Annotated in this window: 20 protein-coding genes and 1 other RNA gene; 18 read left to right on the top strand and 3 right to left on the bottom strand. The window is 71.6% G+C overall.

What is annotated here, in order from left to right; all coding sequences use genetic code 11:
- Positions 1 to 171 precede the first annotated feature (171 nt).
- From ftsE to QQX10_RS11450, 5 genes are all read left to right on the top strand, one after another.
- Complete coding sequence (gene ftsE, locus QQX10_RS11470; protein ID WP_301121295.1) at positions 172 to 864, top strand: cell division ATP-binding protein FtsE; 693 nt, start codon at positions 172 to 174, stop codon at positions 862 to 864.
- Positions 861 to 1772, top strand: coding sequence for a permease-like cell division protein FtsX (ftsX, locus tag QQX10_RS11465; RefSeq protein ID WP_301121293.1), 912 nt, complete (start codon positions 861 to 863; stop codon positions 1770 to 1772). Before ftsE ends, ftsX begins: the two co-directional genes overlap by 4 nt.
- Entirely contained in the window at positions 1769 to 3100 is a 1332-nt protein-coding gene (locus QQX10_RS11460) for a M23 family metallopeptidase (protein WP_301121291.1), read from the top strand. The genes ftsX and QQX10_RS11460 overlap by 4 nt, the downstream gene beginning before the upstream one ends.
- A gap of 70 nt (positions 3101 to 3170) precedes the next feature.
- Entirely contained in the window at positions 3171 to 3641 is a 471-nt protein-coding gene (gene smpB, locus QQX10_RS11455) for an SsrA-binding protein SmpB (RefSeq protein WP_301121289.1), read from the top strand.
- A gap of 73 nt (positions 3642 to 3714) precedes the next feature.
- Positions 3715 to 5562 carry a DUF2207 domain-containing protein gene (locus QQX10_RS11450; protein WP_301121287.1) on the top strand — a complete coding sequence of 616 codons (1848 nt, stop codon included), beginning with the start codon at positions 3715 to 3717 and terminating at the stop codon, positions 5560 to 5562.
- 87 nt (positions 5563 to 5649) lie between these two features.
- Here the strand turns inward: QQX10_RS11450 and QQX10_RS11445 are convergent, their stop codons facing one another.
- The gene (locus tag QQX10_RS11445) at positions 5650 to 8214 is read right to left on the bottom strand and encodes an MMPL family transporter (protein ID WP_301121285.1); all 2565 of its coding nucleotides are present in this window, start codon (positions 8212 to 8214) and stop codon (positions 5650 to 5652) included.
- Positions 8215 to 8402: 188 nt separating this feature from the next.
- On the opposite strand from QQX10_RS11445, the gene QQX10_RS11440 reads away from it, so the two are divergent.
- Positions 8403 to 8966, top strand: coding sequence for a TetR/AcrR family transcriptional regulator (locus QQX10_RS11440; RefSeq protein WP_301121283.1), 564 nt, complete (start codon positions 8403 to 8405; stop codon positions 8964 to 8966).
- Between the two features lie 9 nt (positions 8967 to 8975).
- Here the strand turns inward: QQX10_RS11440 and QQX10_RS11435 are convergent, their stop codons facing one another.
- Positions 8976 to 10049: a fatty acid desaturase family protein gene (locus QQX10_RS11435; protein WP_301121281.1), complete on the bottom strand. Its 1074-nt coding sequence runs from the start codon at positions 10047 to 10049 to the stop codon at positions 8976 to 8978.
- A gap of 232 nt (positions 10050 to 10281) precedes the next feature.
- Between QQX10_RS11435 and ssrA the strand changes: the two genes are divergently transcribed.
- The 5 genes from ssrA to QQX10_RS11410 all read left to right on the top strand — a co-directional run bounded on the left by ssrA (position 10282) and on the right by QQX10_RS11410 (position 13911).
- Positions 10282 to 10650: a transfer-messenger RNA gene (ssrA, locus tag QQX10_RS11430) on the top strand.
- A 261-nt stretch (positions 10651 to 10911) separates the two neighbouring features.
- Positions 10912 to 11193, top strand: coding sequence for a hypothetical protein (locus QQX10_RS11425; protein WP_301121279.1), 282 nt, complete (start codon positions 10912 to 10914; stop codon positions 11191 to 11193).
- Between the two features lie 95 nt (positions 11194 to 11288).
- Positions 11289 to 11792 carry a PH domain-containing protein gene (locus QQX10_RS11420; protein ID WP_301121277.1) on the top strand — a complete coding sequence of 168 codons (504 nt, stop codon included), beginning with the start codon at positions 11289 to 11291 and terminating at the stop codon, positions 11790 to 11792.
- 218 nt (positions 11793 to 12010) lie between these two features.
- Positions 12011 to 12988 (top strand): calcium/sodium antiporter, encoded by a 978-nt coding sequence (locus QQX10_RS11415; RefSeq protein ID WP_301121275.1) that lies wholly within the window; start codon positions 12011 to 12013, stop codon positions 12986 to 12988.
- 68 nt (positions 12989 to 13056) lie between these two features.
- The gene (locus QQX10_RS11410) at positions 13057 to 13911 is read left to right on the top strand and encodes a formate/nitrite transporter family protein (RefSeq protein WP_301121273.1); all 855 of its coding nucleotides are present in this window, start codon (positions 13057 to 13059) and stop codon (positions 13909 to 13911) included.
- Positions 13912 to 13943: 32 nt separating this feature from the next.
- Here the strand turns inward: QQX10_RS11410 and QQX10_RS11405 are convergent, their stop codons facing one another.
- Entirely contained in the window at positions 13944 to 14825 is an 882-nt protein-coding gene (locus QQX10_RS11405) for a VOC family protein (protein WP_301121271.1), read from the bottom strand.
- A gap of 88 nt (positions 14826 to 14913) precedes the next feature.
- Here QQX10_RS11405 and QQX10_RS11400 point away from each other — a divergent pair, with 88 nt between their 5' ends.
- Genes QQX10_RS11400 through QQX10_RS11370 form a run of 7 tightly spaced genes read left to right on the top strand, consistent with a single transcriptional unit; the run spans position 14914 to position 20107 of the window.
- Complete coding sequence (locus QQX10_RS11400) at positions 14914 to 15672, top strand: ABC transporter ATP-binding protein (RefSeq protein WP_301121269.1); 759 nt, start codon at positions 14914 to 14916, stop codon at positions 15670 to 15672.
- The gene (locus QQX10_RS11395) at positions 15654 to 17243 is read left to right on the top strand and encodes a hypothetical protein (RefSeq protein ID WP_301121267.1); all 1590 of its coding nucleotides are present in this window, start codon (positions 15654 to 15656) and stop codon (positions 17241 to 17243) included. Before QQX10_RS11400 ends, QQX10_RS11395 begins: the two co-directional genes overlap by 19 nt.
- A gap of 43 nt (positions 17244 to 17286) precedes the next feature.
- The gene (locus tag QQX10_RS11390; protein WP_301121265.1) at positions 17287 to 17565 is read left to right on the top strand and encodes a DUF3039 domain-containing protein; all 279 of its coding nucleotides are present in this window, start codon (positions 17287 to 17289) and stop codon (positions 17563 to 17565) included.
- Between the two features lie 35 nt (positions 17566 to 17600).
- Positions 17601 to 17888, top strand: a complete 288-nt coding sequence (gene clpS / locus QQX10_RS11385) for an ATP-dependent Clp protease adapter ClpS (RefSeq protein WP_301121263.1) — start codon at positions 17601 to 17603, stop codon at positions 17886 to 17888.
- A complete protein-coding gene (locus tag QQX10_RS11380; protein ID WP_301121261.1) occupies positions 17885 to 18517 on the top strand; it encodes a DUF2017 family protein in 633 nt (210 codons plus the stop codon). Before clpS ends, QQX10_RS11380 begins: the two co-directional genes overlap by 4 nt.
- Positions 18510 to 19331, top strand: a complete 822-nt coding sequence (murI, locus tag QQX10_RS11375; RefSeq protein WP_301121258.1) for a glutamate racemase — start codon at positions 18510 to 18512, stop codon at positions 19329 to 19331. Before QQX10_RS11380 ends, murI begins: the two co-directional genes overlap by 8 nt.
- Positions 19328 to 20107: an MBL fold metallo-hydrolase gene (locus QQX10_RS11370; RefSeq protein ID WP_301121256.1), complete on the top strand. Its 780-nt coding sequence runs from the start codon at positions 19328 to 19330 to the stop codon at positions 20105 to 20107. The genes murI and QQX10_RS11370 overlap by 4 nt, the downstream gene beginning before the upstream one ends.
- Positions 20108 to 20197: the final 90 nt, after the last annotated feature.

Here is a 20197-nt window from a genome sequence, read left to right as displayed (position 1 = left end):
GTCGCGCCCAGATCCGTGCGCACCGTCCGGGAGGGAAGCTCAAGGAAGCACCGATGGTCGACATGTGACCAATCGGGCACGCGGGTCGCGGCGCGCCTCCCCCGAGCGCCGGAGCCGCATTCCTACGATGCTGGAGAGGTGCGGGTCCTACCCCTCGCACGCCATCACCGCATGATTCGACTCGATGACGTCACCAAGGTCTACAAGCGGGGCGCACGCCCCGCCCTCGACTCTGTCTCCGTGGAGATCGAGCGAGGGGACTTCGTGTTCCTGGTCGGGTCCTCGGGATCCGGCAAGTCGACCTTCCTCAAGCTGATCCTGCGCGAGGAGCGCCCCACCGGCGGAGACGTCTACGTGGCGGGCCGCCACCTCAACAAGCTCTCCGCCTGGCGCGTGCCGCACCTGCGTCGCGAGATCGGCGCGGTGTTCCAGGACTTCCGCCTGCTGCCGAACAAGACCGTCTACCAGAACGTCGCGTTCGCGCTGCAGGTGATCGGCAAGAGCAAGCACCACATCCAGGCGACCGTGCCCGAGATGCTCGAGCTGGTGGGCCTGTCCGGCAAGGAGCGGCGCATGCCGCACGAGCTCTCCGGCGGAGAGCAGCAGCGCGTGGCGATCGCGCGCGCGTTCGTCAACCACCCGCCGATCCTGCTGTGCGACGAGCCGACCGGAAACCTCGATCCCGGCACCTCGGTGGGCATCATGCGCCTGCTCGACCGCATCAACCGCACCGGCACGACGGTGCTGATGGCCACGCACGACGACGAGATCGTCGACCAGATGCGCAAGCGCGTCATCGAGCTCAGGGGCGGCCAGCTGGTCCGCGACCAGGACCGCGGGGTCTACGGGCTGGAGCGCGTATGAGGCTGCGCTTCATCCTCGGCGAGGTCGTCAACGGGCTCCGCCGGAACGGCACCATGGCGCTGTCGGTGGTGCTGGTGACGTTCGTCTCGCTGATGTTCGTCGGCGCGGCCGCGCTCACCCAGATGCAGATCGACCAGCTCAAGGACGACTGGTACGGGAAGGTCGAGATCTCGATCTTCCTGTGCCCGGAGAACTCCACCAACGAGCAGTGCGCGGAGGGTGCCGCCACCCCCGAGCAGGAGGCCGCGATCCGCGCGGTGCTCGAGGAGGGCGCGCTGAGCGACCTGGTCGACACCGTCTACTACGAGTCGCGCGAGGAGGCGTACGACAAGTTCGTCGCCAACGACTCCGAGGGGATCTGGTCGAGCCTCACCCCGGACCAGATGCAGCCGAGCTTCCGCGTGAAGCTGGCGGACCCCGAGCAGTTCGAGGTGGTCGCGGACGCGACCGAGGGGCTGCCGGGGGTCGACGTGGTGCGTGACCAGCGGGAGATCTTCTCCGAGCTGTTCCGGTTCCTCAACGCCGCCACCGTGGTCGCCGCCGCGCTCGCGGGCGTCATGCTGATCGCGGCGATGCTGCTGATCACCACGACGATCCGCCTCAGCGCGCTCAGCCGTCGACGCGAGACCCAGATCATGCGCATGGTCGGCTCGTCCCGCTCGCTGATCCAGATGCCGTTCATGCTCGAGGGTGCCGTCGCGGCGACCGGCGGAGCGCTGCTCGCCGTGGGCGGCCTGTACTTCGGGGTGACGTACCTGGTCGAGGACTGGCTGAAGGGCTCGGTGACCTGGGTCCGGTACATCGGCACCGCGGACGTCTGGACCGTCGCGCCGTGGCTGCTGGTGGTGGCGGTGGGCCTCGCCGCCGTCGCCTCGGTGGTGACGCTGGGGAGGTACACGCGCGCATGATCCGCTCTCGCATCGCACTCGTGGCCGCGGCCGGCACGTTCGCGCTCGCGCTGCTGCTGGGCTTCACGCTGTCCGGGGCGTCCGCCATGGGCGGCTTCCAGACCGCGTCCAGCTACGACGACGACATCGACGATGCGAAGGCGCAGCAGGAGGCGCTGGAGAAGAAGATCGAGGCGCTCGAGGCGGAGCTCGAGGACACCGATGCCGCGATCGTCGAGGCGGCGAAGAAGCTCCTCGAGACCGAGGCCAAGCTGCCCGCCGCGCAGGCGGAGCTGGACGAGGCGAACGACAAGGTCGACGAGGCCCTGGTCCAGCAGAAGCTCGTCGCGGACAAGCTCGCGGCCGCCGAGGCGCAGGACCAGGCCATCTCCGACCAGATCACCGCCGACGAGGCCCGCATCGACGAGCTCCAGGACATCGTCGCCGCGCTCGCCCGCGCCCAGTACCAGGGGGTGGGTGACGACGAGGCTCTCGGCCTGGTGTTCGGGTCGACCACGTCGCAGGAGTTCATCGACGCGTTCGCCGCCGAACACAACGCCTCCCGCGTGCAGTCGAACGCGCTCGCCGACATGGAGGAGATCGCGGCGGTCAACCGCAACCGCGGCGCTCGTCAGGAGGCCGTCCGCGACTACATCGTCGAGCTCAAGGCCGAGGCCGACGCGCTGGTGGTGGAGACCCAACGCCTGCAGGCGATCGCCGAGGAGAAGAAGGCCGCGCTCGACGCGATCATCGCGGAGCAGACGGCGATCAAGAAGGAGCTGGAGGCGCAGAAGGCCCAGGCGATCGCCAAGCAGAAGGAGCTGGCGGCGCAGCAGGACGCGACGCGCGACAAGATCAAGGAGCTGGTCAAGAAGAAGCTCGCCGAGGAGGAGGCCAAGCGCAAGGCGGCCGAGGCGGCCGCGAACAACACCGGCACCATCGCCAAGGGTGTGCTCGCCTACCCGACCGCGGTGCCGTACATCACCAGCTCCTACGGCATGCGCTACCACCCGGTGCTCCACTACTGGCGTCTCCACGCCGGCACCGACTTCCGCGCGTACTGCGGCACGCCCATCTACGCCGCGCGCGAGGGCCGGGTCCAGTGGTCGACCTGGATGTCGGGGTTCGGCAACCAGGTGATGGTCGACCACGGGATCGTCAACGGCAAGTCGCTCATGACCAGCTACAACCACCTCACCCGCTCCGTGGTGAGCTCGGGTCAGTACGTCACCCAGGGCCAGCTGCTCGGCTACTCCGGCAACACGGGCACGTCGACGGCCTGCCACCTGCACTTCGAGGTGTACGTCAACGGCGACACCGTCGATCCGATGACGCTCATCGGCGGCTGACCCCGCGCGGCGCGGACCCGGCTAGACTGGAGGGCCGCATCAGCAGGACCAGCAGTCGAGGAGGTGAGCCATGGTCGAGGCGGAGAAGGTGATCGCGACCAACCGCGCCGCGCGCCACGACTACTTCGTCGACGACGTCTTCGAGGCTGGGATCGTCCTCACCGGCACCGAGGTGAAGTCGTTGCGCCAGGGGCGCGCGACCATCGGCGACGGCTACGTCTACGTCGACGGCGGCGAGGCGTGGGCCGACAACCTCCACATCCCCGAGTACGCGCAGGGCACGTGGACCAACCACGCGCCGCGGCGCAAGCGCAAGCTGCTGCTGCACACCCACGAGATCGAGGAGCTGCAGCAGGCGACCCGCGAGAAGGGCTTCACGATCATCCCGCTGCGGATGTACTTCCTGAACGGTCGCGCGAAGCTCGAGATCGGCATCGCCCGAGGCAAGAAGATGCACGACAAGCGTCAGGCGCTGCGCGAGAAGCAGGACAAGCGCGAGGCGGAGCGGGCCTTCGGCACGCAGCGGCGCATCAACACCTGACGCCGTCGCCCGGGCGCGGGACGATGCGCGGGAGACCACCGCATCGTCCCTCCTGTCCGGCATGATGGGGGCCATGAGAAGAGCCGCCCTGGCGCTCCTGGCCGCCCTCGCCGCCGTGCTCATCCCCGCCGCGGCCCACGCGGAGGCGCCCGACGGCGGCCGCAGCGTGGAGCGCTGGGACGCGACCTACGACCTGCAGCCCGACGGTTCGGCGCGGGTCCGCGTCGAGATCGACTTCGACTTCGGGAACGACCCGGGTCACGGTCCCTACTGGACCTTCGTGACGCGGCAGGGGTACGACGAGACGTTCGACCGGCTCTACGCGGTCACGGACGTGGCCGCGGAGTCGCCGACAGGGGCGCCGGCGAGGGTCTACCTCGACGAGGGGCGGAGCTACACGTCGGTGAGGGTGGGCGACGAGTCGATCGACGACGTCTCGGGCGTGCAGACGTATGTGCTGACGTACACCGTGCACGACGTGATGAACGAGACCACCGCCGACGAGACCTCGACGGGGATCGCCGGCGACGAGCTGTACTGGAACGTGATCGGCGACGGCTGGACCACCCCGATCCGCGACATCACCGTCACCGTCAACGGGGCCGCCGACGTGCAGGCGCAGCAGTGCTGGGCGGGGCGCCCCGGCGTCGCCGACCCGTGCACGTCGGCCGCCGGGAGCGGGGGTCGCGCCACCTTCACGCAGGACGCCCTGGACCCGGGCCAGCCCTTCACCGTGGATGTGCTGTACCCGACCGGGACGTTCTCCACCGAGCCGGCGCTGATCGAGAGCAACGACCTGGCGCACGCCTTCCGGCTCACCCCGTGGACCGTGGGAGGCGCGGCGGCGATCCTCATCGGCGGGCTCTGGGTGCTGGCGCGGAGGCTCCTCCACGTGGGAGCGGACCAGCAGTACGCGGGGATCGTGCCCGGGACCTCGCCCGCGCTCGGGGCGGAGGCGCCGACCGAGCGGCGCGACAAGCGGGCGGCCGTGGCGGTCGCCTTCCAGCCGCCGCCGGGCCTCAGGCCCGGGCAGCTGGGCACCCTGATCGACGAGAAGGCGGACCCGCGGGACGTGACCGCGACGGTGGTCGACCTCGCCGTGCGTGGCTACCTGGTCATCGAGGAGGTCGCGCCGGCGGACGGACGCGGGGACCGTGACTACGCGCTGGTGCGCCTGCGCGACGCCGACGCCGGTCTCTTCCCGTACGAGCAGATGCTGATCGACGCGGTCTTCGAGGGCCGGCAGCGGGTGACGCTGTCGGAGCTGAAGACCACGTTCCATGCCGACATGGCGAAGGTCCAGGCGCAGCTGTACCGCAACGTCACCGCGCAGGGCTGGTTCAACCGGAACCCCTCGCACGCGAGGAACCAGTGGGCGGGCATCGGCGTCGCGCTGCTCGTCGGCGGAGTGCTGCTGACCATCCTGCTCGCCGCGACCACCACGCTCGCGCTGCTGGGCGTGCCGCTGGTGGTGCTCGGCATCATGATGCTCGCGACCACCATGGCGGCGCCCGCACGGACCGCCGAGGGGACCCGCGTGCTGGCCGAGACGCGCGGCTTCGAGCTGTACCTGAAGACGGCCGAGGCGAACCAGCTGCGGTTCGAGGAGGGTCACGACGTCTTCGGGCGCTATCTGCCGTTCGCGATCGCGTTCGGCGTCGCCGAGCAGTGGTCCAAGAAGTTCGAGGCGCTCGCCGCTCAGGGCGTGCGGCTGGCCGAGCCGACCTGGTACCGAGGCGCGGCCTACGGGTTCTTCTGGGCCCACGCCGCGGGCTTCGGCACCCGGATGAACGAGTTCGCGACGCTCGCCGACGCCGCCATGAGCGCGCCGACCCCGGGCTCGAGCGGGGGCTCGGGCTTCAGCGGCGGCGGAGGCTTCTCCGGTGGTGGCGGCGGCGGTGGCGGCGGCGGAGGCTGGTGATCACGCCCCGCGCCCGCTCACCGCAGATGCGAGACGGCCCGCTCCCCGGGCAGGGGTGCGGGCCGTCTCGCGTGCTGAGCCGGGCCGTCAGGCGGTCGCGGCCTCCGACTCCTCCTCGGCGTGCGGCACCGGGTGCTCGCGCTCGAGCGCGGAGCCTTCGACGTCCACGTTCGGCAGGATGCGGTCGAGCCAGGCCGGGAGCCACCACGCCTTCTCGCCGACGAGGTGCATGAGCGACGGCACGATCACCATGCGGACCACGAAGGCGTCGAACAGCACACCCATCGCGAGGCCGAAGCCCATGGGCCGGATCATCGCGATGTGGGAGAAGATGAAGCCGCCGAACACCGACACCATGATGATCGCGGCGGCCGTCACCACCGCGCGGCCGTGGCGCAGGCCCGCCACCACCGAGCGGCGCGCGTCGAGGCCGTGAACGTACGCCTCGCGCATGCCGGTGGTGAGGAACAGCTGGTAGTCCATGGCGAGGCCGAACAGGATGCCCGTGAGCAGGATGGGGAGGAAGCTCAGGATCGGACCCGGGTCGTGCACGCCGAACAGCGAGCCCAGCCAGCCCCACTGGAACACCGCGGTGACCATGCCGAACGCGGCGAACAGCGACAGCACGAACCCGAGCGTCGCGATGAGCGGCACGATCAGCGAGCGGAACACCACGATCAGGATGATGATCGACAGCCCGACCACGATCGCGAGGTAGACCGGCAGCGCCGCGTCGAGCTTCTCGGAGACGTCGATGTTGCCCGACGCCTCGCCGGCGACGCCGATCACGGTGCCGTCGTCGAGCGGTGACAGCTCACGCAGGTCCGAGACCAGCTGGACGGTGGTCTCGCTCGACGGTCCCTCCTGCGGGATCACCTGGAACGCGAGGAAGCTGTTGTCCGCGGACGATCCGGCGGGCGCGACCGCGGCCACGTCCTCGTCGGCCATGAGCGCGTTCACCACGGCGACCTGGGCCGCGAGCAGGTCCTCGTCCGCGACCGCCTCGGGGAGGTCGGCGGTCACCAGGAGCGTGCCGTTGAGGCCCTCGCCGAACTTCTGGTCGACGGTCTTGTACGCGATGTACTGGGTCGAGTCCTGGGGCTCCTGCGTGCCGTCCGGCAGACCCAGGCGCATCGACATCGCGGGGATGGCGATCACGGCGAGCCCCACCACAGCGGCGGTGAACCGGAGCAGCGCGCGGCCGGTGCGCATCGGCTTCACGGGGGCCTCGGCGTGCTCGGGTGCGCCGATGGTCGCGCGCGCCTTCCTGCCGAGCACGCGGTGCCCGATCAGGCCGAGCGCCGCCGGCGTGAGCGTCACCGCGATCAGGACGGCGATGCCCACGCAGAACGCGCCGACCGAGCCCATGATCCCGAGGAAGGGGATCCCGGTGATGTTCAGCGCGAGCAGCGCGACGATCACGGTGGAGCCCGCAAAGACCACCGCGTTGCCCGAGGTGCCGTTCGCGAGCCCGATCGACTCGTGGAGATCCATGCCGCGCTTGTACTGCTGGCGGTGGCGGTTGACGATGAACAGCGAGTAGTCGATGCCCACCGCGAGCGCGAGCATCACGCCCAGGATCGGGCTGACGGAGGACATCTCGACCACGCCGGAGAAGGCGAGCGCGGTGGCGACGCCGACGCCCACGCCCAGCACCGAGGTGACGATCGGCAGCAGCGCGGGCCAGATGGCGCGCATCATCACCATCAGCACCACGAAGGCGAGGAGCACGCCGACGATCTCGCCGGCGCCCATCACACCCTCGACGGAGGTGGCGATGTCGGCGGAGAAGTTGACGGTGACGTCCTCCGGGGTCGCCTCGCGGACGGCCTCGATGACGGCGTCCTTGTCCTCCTGGACCACCTCGTAGACGCTCGCGTCGAACTGGATGATGCCGAGCGCGGTGGTGCCGTCCTCCGAGACGGTGGTGATGCCCGAGGCGGCCTCGGCGAGCTGGGCGCCGAGGTCGAGCTGCTCGGTCTGGGCCTGGAGCTCCGCGAGCCCGTCGTCGATCTGCTGCTGCTGGGCGTCGATGGTCGCCTGCTGCTCGTCGAGCTGGGCGAGGCCCGCGTCGAGCTGCGCCTGCTGCGCATCGAGCTGCTCCTTCGCGAGCTCGTAGGTGCCGGCGTCCTGGGCCTGCTGGATCGCGGCGTCGAGCTGCGCCTGGCCCGCCTCGAGCTCGGCACGCGCGGCGTCGAGCTGGGCCTGGCCGGCGTCGAGCTGCTCCTGGCCGGCGTCGAGCTGGGCCTGGGCGTCGGCGATCTGCTGCGGGGCGTCCGCGAGCTGCGCCGCCTGCGCCTCGAGCTGGGCCTGGGTGGCGAACGGGTCGACCACGCCGGTCACCGAGTCCACGGTCTCCGCGGCTGCGAGCGCCTCGGTGACGGCCTGCTCCTGCTCGGCGGTGAACGGCTCGCCGTCGACGGTCTGGAAGACCGCGCGCGAGGACCCGCCGGCGAGCTCCGGGATCTCCTCGGTGAGCTGCTCGGTGACCTTCTCGGTCTCGAGCCCGGGGATGGAGAAGCTGTCGGTGAGCGTGCCGCCGAACGCGACGAACGAGCCGCCGGCGACGCCGAGCGCGAGCAGCCACGCGACGATCGCCACGATCGGGCGCAGCGCGGCCGCGCGGCCGATGCGGTAGAGGAGGTGGGCCACAGGTGTGCCTTTCTCAGGGTGGGGACGGAGCAGGTGAGGGCGGCGACGCTGCCTGGCCGGCGGGCGCCTCGACCGGGCGGTCGGGCGTGGCCTGGGCCTGCGGTCAGTCTAGGTCAGAAAACCCAGTTCTGCGACAACTGTTGGTTTTCATGTGGCCAAGGCCCAGGAAGTGATGCCACAATCTCCCCGTGGATGCCCGCATCGTCCGAACCCGCCGCAGCCTGCAGGAGGCGCTCTTCGCGCTCGCCCGCGAGCGCGGCGTCGACGAGATCTCGGTGAGCGACATCGCCGCCCGGGCGGGTGTCAACCGGTCGACCTTCTACCAGCACTACTCCGACAAGGAGACGCTGCTCGCCGACGCGCTCGACCTGATCGCCGACGAGGCCGGGGCGCAGCTGGGCGAGATCGACTTCGCCTCGCCCGACCCGCCGCAGGCGCTCCTGGGCTTCCTCGCGCACATCGAGGCGCACGCCGCCCTCTATGCGCGGGTGTTCAGCGAGCCCGGCTACGGCGCGGTGCTCGCACGGCTGCGCGCGAACGCGCGGGACGCGATCCGCGGCCTCGCGCCGGAGGCGGAGCCGATCATGCCGCGCCAGGTGCCCGTCGACGTGGTCGCGGCGGGGATCACGGGGCTGGTGCTCGGGGTGATCGGGGAATGGCTCGCCCAGGAGGACCGGCCCGGAGCCGACGAGGCCGGCCGGTGGATCTGGCGGATCGTGCTCGGGCTCCCCGGGCTCTCGCCCGAGCGCTGAGCCCGGGGGTCAGCGCCCGAGCGCGACCCGCTCCGGGCAGTCGAACGGGTCGCGGGCCGCGAGGCCCACGCGGTTGAGGTACGCGACCACGATGCCGTAGGAGCGGAGCAGCGACGTCTCGGTGTACGGCAGGCCGACGGTGGCGCAGTGCTCGCGGACGATCTCCCGGGCGCGTGCCAGGTGCGGCCGCGCCATCGACGGGAACAGGTGGTGCTCGATCTGGTAGTTGAGGCCGCCCATGAGGATCGACATCGCCCAGCCGCCGCGGATGTTCCGGCTGGTGAGCACCTGCTTGGACAGGAAGTCGACACGGGTGCCCGCCGGGATGATCGCCATGCCCTTGTGGTTGGGCGCGAACGACGCGCCCATGTACACGCCGAACACTGCCATCTGGACGCCGACGAACGCGAAGGCCATGCCCAGCGGCAGGAACCAGAACACCGGCACCAGGTACAGCCCGAAGTGCAGCGCGATCGAGGGCAGCTCGATCCACCGCTGGCGACGGGTGCCGGACGTGATCAGCGACGCGATCGAGCGGTAGTGGAGGTTGAGCCCCTCGAGCGTGAGCAGCGGGAAGAACAGCCAGCCCTGGCGGCGGGTGATGGCGCGGATCAGGACGCGCGACTCCCGCGCATCGTCCTCGAGGAAGGAGATGGTGTCCTTCTCGATGTCGGGGTCCTTGCCCACCGTGTTCGGGTTGCCGTGGTGGCGGGTGTGCTTGGTCATCCACCACTGGTGGCTCACGCCCACGATGACCGTGCTGAGCACACGCCCCAGCCGGTCGTTGGCCGGGCCGGAGCCGAGCACCGTGCGGTGCGACGCCTCGTGGGCCAGGAACGCCACCTGTGTGAGGACCACGCCGAGCGCCGCGGCCATCAGCAGCTGGAGCCAGGAGTCGCCCAGCAGGACGAACCCCGTGATCACGCCCCCGAGCGCCAGCACGAGCGCGGCGCCGAATCCGGAGTAGAACCCGTAGCTGCGGCGCAGCAGGCCCATCTCGCGCACGGTCGCGGCCAGTGGGGCGAACGACTGCGTGACGGGGTTGAGGGGGAACGAGGGCGCGGCGGGCTGCGAGGTGGGCATGCCTCTCCTGGGGGGTGTGGGGGTGACCTCCCGGTCGGGGGCTGAGCGAGGGCTCGTCGTGCGGATGACCGCAACCCTACGGGACCGTAGGTTCGCTGGCGAGAGGGCGCGGGCGAGTCGTGCAGGAAGGAGGGACGATGCTCGGCCGGGGGCGGGCGCTGCGGCGCCGCGGGCCCCGGAGGGGGCTTGGGCGGTGTCGGACCTCCCGGTAGAATGAAGTCACAACTGCACAGGGGATGATCGGTTTCGACGTGTGTTTACTTCCGAAGGGAAGCGGGCCGAGAACGCAGGGTTATCTCGTTAACGACCCCTGCAAACCAATAGGTGCCGATTCCAAGCGCACCGACTTCGCCCTCGCTGCCTAAGCGAGCGCCATGAAGTCCGTCAGCCCGGGGGTGTTCCCGACCCGGATCCTGGCGTCGACTAGGGAACTTGCTTCAGCCTCACGTCATCGGGGGCTGCGGGACTCTTAGATGACTGAGCCCGCTCACCACCTGCCTGATGGTGGGTGAGGGGCCGAGAAAACCTTCTTCAGGCTGCGCCCGGAGAAGACTTCGGTTTGGACATGCGGACCCGGGTTCGATTCCCGGCATCTCCACTCATCCCGTACGGTTCGTCAGCGGCCGCCCACCCACCAGGGTGAGGCGGCCGTTCGCGTGCCCGGGTGTGTTCCTCCCAAGCGTGGAGGCGCGACAAGACTGTGCCTTGTCAATCGCGGCCGGCCTGGCCGACCTGACATGGTGGGCCGCACGCCAATCCTGCGCGAGTGATGGACGAAACGAAACGCGCTTGTCAGAGCCGAAGCGTGCTTTGCTCGCGTGGCTACGATCGGGTACGCGGGATCGTCCGAGAAGGGTGCGTGGTGGCGCAGACGAAGCGAATCGACAAGCTGCTCGCGGCCGCGTTCCCCGGTCTCGTCGCGGCGGGCGGTCTCTGTGGCGCGGGCGTCTACTTCAACTCTGCGCTGCTCTGGCCGGAGCTCGGATTCTCGGGTGCGGCAGTGCTGGTGTCGTGGACTCAGATGCGGCGCGAGAGCCAGGGCGCTGTCGAGGCGCGTGACCCCGGCGTGGCGACCGCTTCGGTGACGCCCCGGGCGCGCGGTGGGCGAAATGAGCCGGCGCGCAGCGAGCAGAACAACCCATGACCCCGCGCGGGACCCGCACCCGACGCGGAGTCGCGACGGTTGCGCGGACGCCGCCACCCCGCATCTGGCGTGCATCGTGGCAGCTGCGGATGGTCGTGGCGCTGCTTCTGTACCCCGTTGCGACCGCGGCAGCGCTGGTGGGTGCGCATGAGAGCGCGGGTGACGGCGACATGTCGGACGCCCTGGTGTTCGGGCTCGCGGCCATGTTCCTCGTCGTGTGGGGTTCGGCGATGGGGTTCCGCGCACGGGTTGTTCTCGAAGGGGATGAGCTCGTCGTTCGGAACGTGTTCGTGTCGCACCGGTGCGCTGCGGGAGCCGTGCGCGCGGTCCGTTCCCAGGGCGAGGCGCGCCTGGTGATCGAACTCGTCGACGGCAGGGAGCTCAAGTGCTGGGCCATCCAGGCGACGAACCTCATGCTGATGCTGGGACGAGCCACACGCGTGGACAAGGTCGCAGGCGAGCTCCGCACGGCCCTCGCTGACGTCTCACCTGTCGACGGCCCGGTCGTGGTGGCCCGCGAGTGGACTGGTGCCTCTTGGCACGCTGTCGCGCTGATCGCGTTGTACGGGTGGGCAATCGTGCGCGCATTCGGTATCTAGTCCCAGGGGCAGCCGCTTGCCGGACGACGCATCGCCGCTTGAGGCTCGCGCTGGCTGACCCTCAACGGAAGAGCCCCAAGTCGGGAGAACTCCGTGAACGTGACGGTCATCTCCATTCGTCCCTTGCGGTTCGTCAGCGGCCGCCCACCCACCCGGGTGAGGCGGCCGTTCGCGTGCCCGCGCATCGTCCGATCCGCCCTCCTCGCTAGGCTCGGCTCATGGCCCTGGCGATCCTCGTGACGCTCCTCGGGCTCGTCGCGCTCGGCTGGAGCGCGGACAAGTTCGTCGCAGGGGCGTCCGCCGTCGCCTCCCACCTCGGCATGGCGCCGCTGCTGGTGGGCATGCTGGTGGTCGGCTTCGGCACCTCCGCCCCGGAGCTGGTGGTCTCCGCGTTCGCCGCCGCGGGCGGCAATCCCGAGATCGCGCTGGGCAACGCGCTCGGGTCGAACATCGCCAACATCGGCCTCATCCTGGGCGTCACCGCGCTGCTGGTGCCGATCGTCGTCCATCGCGGCGTCCTGCGCCGCGAGCTGCCCGTGCTCCTGCTGGTCACCCTGGTGCTGGTCGGCACGATGCTCGACGGCGAGACCTCGCGCCTCGACGCGGCGGTGCTGCTGCTGGTCCTGGTCGCGCAGCTGGCGTGGTCCATCCGGACGGGCAGGCGGGAGGCGGTCACCGTCCCCGCCGACGAGCTGGCCGTCGAGATCGAGGAGCGCGAGCTGGAGAGGGCGATGAGCCGGCGGGCCGCCTGGGGATGGACCCTGGGCGGCATCCTCCTCCTGGTCGCCTCGTCCCGCGTGCTGGTGTGGGGCGCCGTGGGCATCGCCGAGCGCCTCGGCTGGTCGGACCTGGTGATCGGGCTCACCGTGGTCGCGATCGGCACGTCCGCGCCCGAGCTCGCCGCCGCCGTGGTCGCGGCCCGCAAGGGCGCGACCGAGCTGGTGCTCGGCAACGTGATCGGCTCGAACATCTTCAACACGCTCGCGGTGGTCGGCCTCGCGGGGCTGATCGCGCCGTCCGTGAACGACCCGTCCGCGCTCACCCGCGACATCCCCGTGCTGGTGGGCATGACGCTGGCGCTGGTGGTGATGGGCTATCACCGCCATCGCGACGGGCGCATCAACCGCGTCGAGGGCGCGGTGCTGCTCGCCGCGTGGATCGGCTACACGGTGCTGCTGCTGACGACCGCGAGCTGATCCCGGGACTCTCGCCCCGGGGACCTTCGCCCCGCGCCCGGGCGGATCGTGCCTCGTACCGTGTGGGAGTGCTGACTCTCCCCGACACCGTCGACGTCCACGCCCGCGCCGCCGCCGCGAAGGTGACGCTCGCCCGGACCCCGCTGCGACTGCTGGTGTCCGCGATGCTCGCGGGCATGTGGATCGGCGTCGGCGACACGCTGATGTGGGCGGCCGCCGGCCCCTTCGCGGTCGCGGGCGATCCCGCCGCCAAGCTGGTCGCCGGGGCGGTGTTCGCCGCCGCGCTGACGATCGTGGTCTTCGCCGGCTCGGAGCTCGCGACCTCCGCCATGATGATCCTGCCGATCGGGGCCCTTCGCGGCACCATCACGTGGTGGCAGGGCGCGCGCGTGCTGCTCGCGATCGTCTTCTCGAACATGGTCGGGGCGTTCGCGCTCGCGTGGGTGCTGCTCCAGACTGGCGTGCTCGCGCACGGCCCGGCGGGGGAGTTCTTCGCCACCTACCTCGAGGGCAAGATCGACCACACGCCCTCGGAGCTGTTCTGGCGCGGCGTCATGTGCAACGTGCTCGTGTGCGTCGCGATCTGGGCGGCGGCCCGTCTCACGAACGAGGTCGCCAAGGCCGTCATCATCTTCTGGGCCGTGCTGGCGTTCATCGCGGCCGGCTTCGAGCACGTGGTCGCCAACATGACCACCTTCGCGCTCGGCCTCCTGGGCGGGGCCGTGGACGTCACGTGGCTCGACTTCGGCACGAACATGGTCTTCGTCGGCCTGGGCAACCTGGTCGGCGGTGGCCTGGTGATCGGCGTCGCGTACGCGTTCGTCGCGGGCAAGGCGCGCCGCGAGGACTCGCTCGAGGCGTCCTACATCGCCCCGGCGCGCGGGGAGTCGACCGACGAGACGGACGCCCTCAGCAAGGGCTGAGCCCGCGCATCGTCCCGCCCGGAGGGCGTGGCTCAGCCGCGGCCGTCGACGGTGAACCGCAGCTCGGACCCCCACGGGTCGCGGATCCGCACCGTGCGTCCGTCGTCGTCGACCGTGCCGCCGCGGTGCGCGACGCGATCCCGCAGCGCGGCCAGGTCATCCTCCGCCGGGAGCACCACGTCCATGGTGCCGAGGCCCAGCGACGCGGCTCGCGGTCCCGCGCCGCGCGAGTTCCACGTGTTGAGCCCGATGTGGTGGTGGTAGCCGCCGGCGGAGACGAACAGCGCGGAGCCCATGTCGAGCACCTCGTCGAAACCGAGCACGCCCACGTAGAAGTCCTTGGCCGACGGGATGTCGCCCACCTGCAGGTGGACGTGGCCCACCTTGGCCACCGCGGTCGGAGCGGCGAGCTCGTCCTCGCCCAGGTGCGCCGTGAGGAACGCGTTCGGGTCGAGGTAGAGCGTGTCCATGAGGGGGCGCCCGGCCGCGTCGCGCTTCCACGCTTCGCGCGGCCGGTCGAGGTAGAGCTCGACGCCGTTGCCCTCGGGGTCGTCGAAGTAGAAGGCCTCCGACACCAGGTGGTCCGCGCTTCCGGTGTAGCGCCCGAGCCCGGACTGCGCGACGCGGGCGACGCCGGCGGCGAGCCCCGGCGCGGTGTCGAAGAGCACCGCGGTGTGGAACAGGCCCGCCCCGGAGCGGTCGAACACGGGCAGGTCGGGGGAGCGCGTCAGCGTGACGGTCGCGACGCCGTGGCGGCCCAGCACGTGCGTGTCGCCGTGGCTCGCGAGGTGGTCCAGCGCGAGCACGTCGCGGTAGTACGCGAGCATCGCATCGAGGTCGCGGACGTGGAGCTCGACGGGGCCCATCCGGGTACCCGCCGCGATGCGGTCGGAGAGGTGCGGGGATGCGGTCATGGAGGCCACCGTATCCCACATTGGTTGTAGATACAAGTAAGTGGGTGACGGATGCCGCGCGGCGACGATGCGGCGGTAGCCTGACGGCGTGACCGTCCCCGCCCTGTCCATCCGTGCGCTCGTCAAGCGATTCGGCGAGACCACCGCGGTCGCGGGCGTCGATCTCGACATCCCGGCGGGCTCGTTCTACGGCGTCGTCGGACCCAACGGCGCCGGCAAGACCACCATGCTGTCGATGGCGACGGGCCTGCTCGAGCCCGACCACGGGACGGTGTCCGTGCTCGGCGTGGACCTGTGGGGGCATCCGGCGCAGGCCAAGCCGCTGCTCGGGGTGCTGCCCGACGGGCTCCACACCTTCGACCGGCTCACCGGCGCCGAGCTCATCTCGTACGCCGCCCGGCTGCGCGGGCTCGACCGCGAGACCGTGCGCGCCCGTCGCGACGACCTCCTCGCGGCGCTCGACCTCGCGGAGGCGGGCAGCACCCTGGTGATGGACTACTCGGCGGGCATGACCAAGAAGATCGGGCTGGCCTGCGCGCTGGTGCACGCGCCGCGCGTGCTGGTGCTCGACGAGCCGTTCGAGGCGGTCGACCCGGTGTCCGCCGGCGCGATCCGCCGGATCCTCGCGGCCTTCGTCGCCGGCGGCGGGACGGTGATCATGTCCTCCCACGTGATGGCACTGGTCGAGCGGCTGTGCGACCACGTCGCGATCGTCGGCGACGGCCGCATCCTCGCGTCGGGGCCCCTCGCCCACGTCAGCGGCGGATCCGACCTCGAGCGCCGGTTCGTCGAGCTCGTGGGCGACGTGCAGGACCAGCGGGACCTCACATGGTTGCAGCGGTCCTAGGCATCCGCTTCCGCACCGCGGCCCACCTGCTGCGGCGCGAGTGGTGGCGCGCCCTGCTCACGGGCTTCGGCGTGCTCTGGGTGGTCATGATGCTGCCGTCGCTGGTCTGGATCCGCGCCGCGCTCGCGACCCAGGACGCCCAGATCCGGGGCGACGGGCTGGTGGCGATCGCCGCGCTCGCCGGGCTCGGCTGGGTGGTGGTGCCCCTGGTGGTCGCGAGCCTCGACGACACGCTCGACCCCGCCCGCTTCAGGATCGTCGGCGTGCCGGCCCGCGCGATCCTGCCGGGCCTGCTCGTCGCGGCGCTCCTCACCCTGCCCGCGGTGTTCTTCGCGCTCGCCTTCGCGGTGATCGGCTCCGTGTGGGCGGACGAGGGCTGGGCGGTGCAGGCGGTCGCCTACGCGGGCCTCGCGGCGACGCTCCTGTGCATGATCGTGGGCGCCCGCGTGACCGCGCTGTGGGGCACCCGCCTCCTGGCATCGCGGCGCGCCAAGCTCGTCACGGCCGCCACCATGCTCGTGGGCCTCGCCATCGGCGCCGTGATCGCCCGGTCGCTGTTCATCGAGGGCCTCAGCGGCCTGGTCGAGACGGATCTCGACACCCTGCTCGCACAGCTCGCGCTCACCCCGCTCGGGGCGGGGGCCGCCGTCGGGCGGTCCGCCGCGTACGGCGACTGGTGGGGTGCGGCGTGGCGGCTCGGCCTGCAGGCCGGCTGGGCGCTGCTGCTGATCGGCGCGTGGCATGCGAACATCGCCAGGGCGCTGGTGCGGCCGCTGTCGCGCGGCTCGGGTGCGCGCCGCCGACAGGACCGCGTCCTCGACGCGCCGCCGACGCTCGCGGCCCCCACCGACGCCCCCGCCGCCGCCGTCCACGCCCGGCTGCGCCGCGCGTGGCTGTCCGACCCCCGCTACCTCGCGTCGCTCGCGGGCGTCCTGCTGCTGCCCGCATCGTTCTTCATCCTGGTCGTGCCGGTCTTCGACCTCGACGGCCGCTGGGCGTACGCCGTCCCGCTCATGCTCGCCGCATCGGTGGGCTGGGGCCGCCACAACGACGTCGCGTTCGACTCGACCGGGCTGTGGCTCGACGTGGTGTCGGGTCGGCTCGGCTCCGCCGTCATGCGCGGACGCATGTCCGCGACGGTCGCCTGGGGGCTCCCCGTGACCGTGCTGGTCGCGCTCGCGACGGTCGCGTGGACCGGTCGCTGGGAGGACGCGGGCAGCCTGCTCGGCACCACCGTCGGCGTGCTCGGTGTGAGCCTCGGGATCGCGGCTGTGTTCGCCGTCGCCACCCCGTACCGGACCCCCGCCCCCGGACAGAACCCGTTCGGTGCGGAGGTCGGCTCCGTCGGCGCGGGGCTCGCGGCCCAGCTGGTCTCGTCCGCCGTCGCGATGGTGGTGCTGCCGGTCGTGGTCGCGCCGTTCGTGCTGGGCCTCGTGGTCGACCCCCGCTGGGGCTGGGGCGCGGCGGTCGCCGGACTGGCCGTGGGAGGGGCCGCCTACCTGGGCGGCGTCACGCTCGCGGGCGTCCTGTACGACAAGCGGGCGGGCCGCCTGCTCGCCGCCGTCGCCTGACGCCGCCCGCGCGATCGGGCGGGCCGCGCGTACCATGGGCGCCATGAGCGAGACCCTCGAGCCCCAGACCTCGCCCCAGGGCGGCACCGCGACCATCGAGCGCACCGAGACCCGCGAGCTGGTCGAGCCCGGTGACGCCGAGCGGTTCGCGCACTACGTCAAGAAGGACAAGATCCTCGAGTCGGCGCTGTCGGGCGAGCCCGTGATCGCGCTGTGCGGCAAGGTGTGGGTGCCCGGCCGCGATCCGAACCGCTTCCCGGTGTGCCCGGCGTGCAAGGAGATCATGGAGGCCGCGTTCGGGTCGGACGACGGCGGCGAATAACGGGCTGCGCGCGGTCCCGGCCGTAGGCTGAGCCCGTGGGAACGCAGGAGCAGACCGAGGTCGCCAGCCAGTCCGGCACGCGCCTCGCCGACTCGTGGGTCACGATCGTCTGGAACGACCCGGTGAACCTCATGAGCTACGTCACGCGCGTGTTCCAGGAGTACTTCGCGCTGCCCCGCTCCGAGGCGGAGGCCCGCATGCGCGAGGTGCACGAGCAGGGCCGCAGCGTGCTCAGCACGGGCAGCCGCGAGCAGATGGAGGTCGACGTGCAGGCGATGCACTCGTACGGCCTGTGGGCGACCCTCCAGAGGAGCGGCGAGTGAGGGCCTTCGTCGTGCGCGACCACGAGGCGGTCGCGGGTCTCGACGAGGACGAGCGCCTGGTGATCGCGCGGATCGTCGCCGACGTAGGCCTGCTGCTGGGTGCCGAGAGCTTCGGCCACGGGGAGGCGCGCACCCCCGAGCGGGACGACCTCGCCTCCGTCATGCGCTTCCTCGAGCGGTTGGACGATGCGGCGGTCGAGCCGGACGACCCGGCGCTGCTGAGGCTGCTGCCCAACGCCGCGCCCGACGACCGCGAGGTCGCCGACGAGTTCCGCCGCCTCACGCACCAGGACATCCGCGACGGCAAGATCGACCGCCTGCGGCGGGTCTGGGAGCAGCTCAGCGCGCCCGGCGACGAGTGGGCGGTCCCGAGCGACGAGGTGATGGCGACAGCCGCCGCGCTCACCGACGTCCGGCTCGTGGTCGCGTCGCGCCTCGGCATCGAGTCCGACGAGGACGCGGAGGCGCTGCACCGCGACATCGCCGAGGCGTCCGCGGGCCTGCGGACCGCGGATCCCGAGGACCTCGGCCTCGACCCCGAGCGGTTGTGGCTCGGCATGCTCTACGACGCGCTCACCTGGCTGCAGGAGTCGCTCGTCTCCCTCAGGATCGGAGGATCCGATGAATGACGCGCCCATCGGCGTGTTCGACTCGGGCGTGGGCGGCCTCACCGTCGCACGCGCCATCATGGACACGATGCCGGGAGAGTCCGTGCACTACGTGGGCGACACCGAGCACGGCCCCTACGGGCCGCTGCCGATCGCCGAGGTCCGCCGTCACGCGCTCCACATCATGGACGCGCTGGTCGAGGACGGCGTGAAGATGCTGGTCATCGCCTGCAACACCGCGTCCGCGGCGGTGCTTCGCGACGCGCGCGAGCGCTTCTCCCAGGAGCGGGGCGTGCCGGTGGTCGAGGTGATCGTCCCGGCCGCCAGGCGCGCGGCGGCGCTGTCGCGCAACCGTCGCGTGGGCGTGATCGGCACCGTCGCCACGGTGACCTCGGGCGCGTACAGCGACGCGCTGGCCGCCGCCCCGGAGATCGAGGTCGTGAGCCAGGCCTGCCCGCGGTTCGTCGAGCTCGTCGAGTCCGGCGTCACGTCGGGGCCCCGCGTGGTGGACGTCGCGCGCGACTACCTCGCCCCGCTGCGGGAGGCGGAGGTCGACACCGTGATCCTCGGCTGCACGCACTACCCGCTGCTCGCCGGCGCGATCGGCTACGTGATGGGCGAGGAGGTGACCCTGGTGGACTCCGCGACGGAGACCGCACGCGACGTGTACCGGGCGCTCGCGAAGAACGGGCTCGAGGCCTCGGGGGAGGTGCCGCCGCGCCACCGCTTCTACGCGACCGGGCCTCGCGACCGCTTCGAGGCGCTCGCCCAGCGCTTCCTCGGCCCGGTGGTCACCGAGGTCGAGTCGCTTCCCGTGGTGGAGGCGCTGTCATGAGGCTCACGGTGGTCGGCTGCGCCGGCTCGACGGCCGGCCCCGACTCCGCCGCCTCGTGCTACCTGGTCGAGACCGAGGTCGAGGGACGTACCTGGCGGGTCGTCCTCGACCTGGGATCGGGTGCGATCGGACCCCTGCAGCGGTTCTGCGACCCGGCCACCGTGGACGCCGTCGTCGTCTCGCACGGCCACCCGGACCACTGCGCGGACCTGGCGGCGCTGTCGGTGCTGCGCCGGTACGGCCCGCGCAAGGACGGCGCCCTCGCCCCGATCCCGCTGTACGGCCCGCCCGGGCTGGACCAGCGCATCGTCCAGATCGCGGGCTCCCATGACGACCACGACCTCGACCCCTTCTCCTACACGCCCGTCGCCGGGGGCGACCGCGTGGAGGTCGGCCCGTTCGTGCTGGACTTCGCCGACGCATGGCACCCGATCCCGGCGGTCGCCGTGCGGGTGACGGGTCCGTCGGTGGTGACGGAGACGGGCTCGCTGGTGTTCACGGGCGACACGGACGTCTGCGAGCCCGTGCTCGAGCTCGCGCGCGACGCCGACCTGCTGCTGGCCGAGGCCGGCTGGGCGCACCAGCGCGTCAACCCCGAGGGCATCCACATGAACGGCACGCAGGCCGGCACGCTCGCGCGCGACGCCGCGGTGGGCGAGCTGGTGCTGACCCACGTCGCCTCCTGGGTCGACCCGACCGGCGCGCTCGAGCTCGCGACCGCGGCCTACGGCGCCCCGGCGGCGCTCGCGACGCCGGGCGAGGTCTACGTCATCTGACGCCGGGCGCACCTCCCCGGTCCCCGACCCACGCCGCCCGCCCCCGCTCACCGGACACTCCGCACGGAGCTGGTCCCGGGTGTGCGGCGT

The sequence above is a fragment of the Demequina lignilytica genome, from assembly GCF_030418305.1.
GTDB classification, from domain to species: Bacteria; Actinomycetota; Actinomycetes; order Actinomycetales; family Demequinaceae; genus Demequina; species Demequina lignilytica.
The sequence above is the reverse complement of the archived record's forward strand: the minus strand, read 5'-3'. Positions and strand labels throughout refer to the sequence as shown.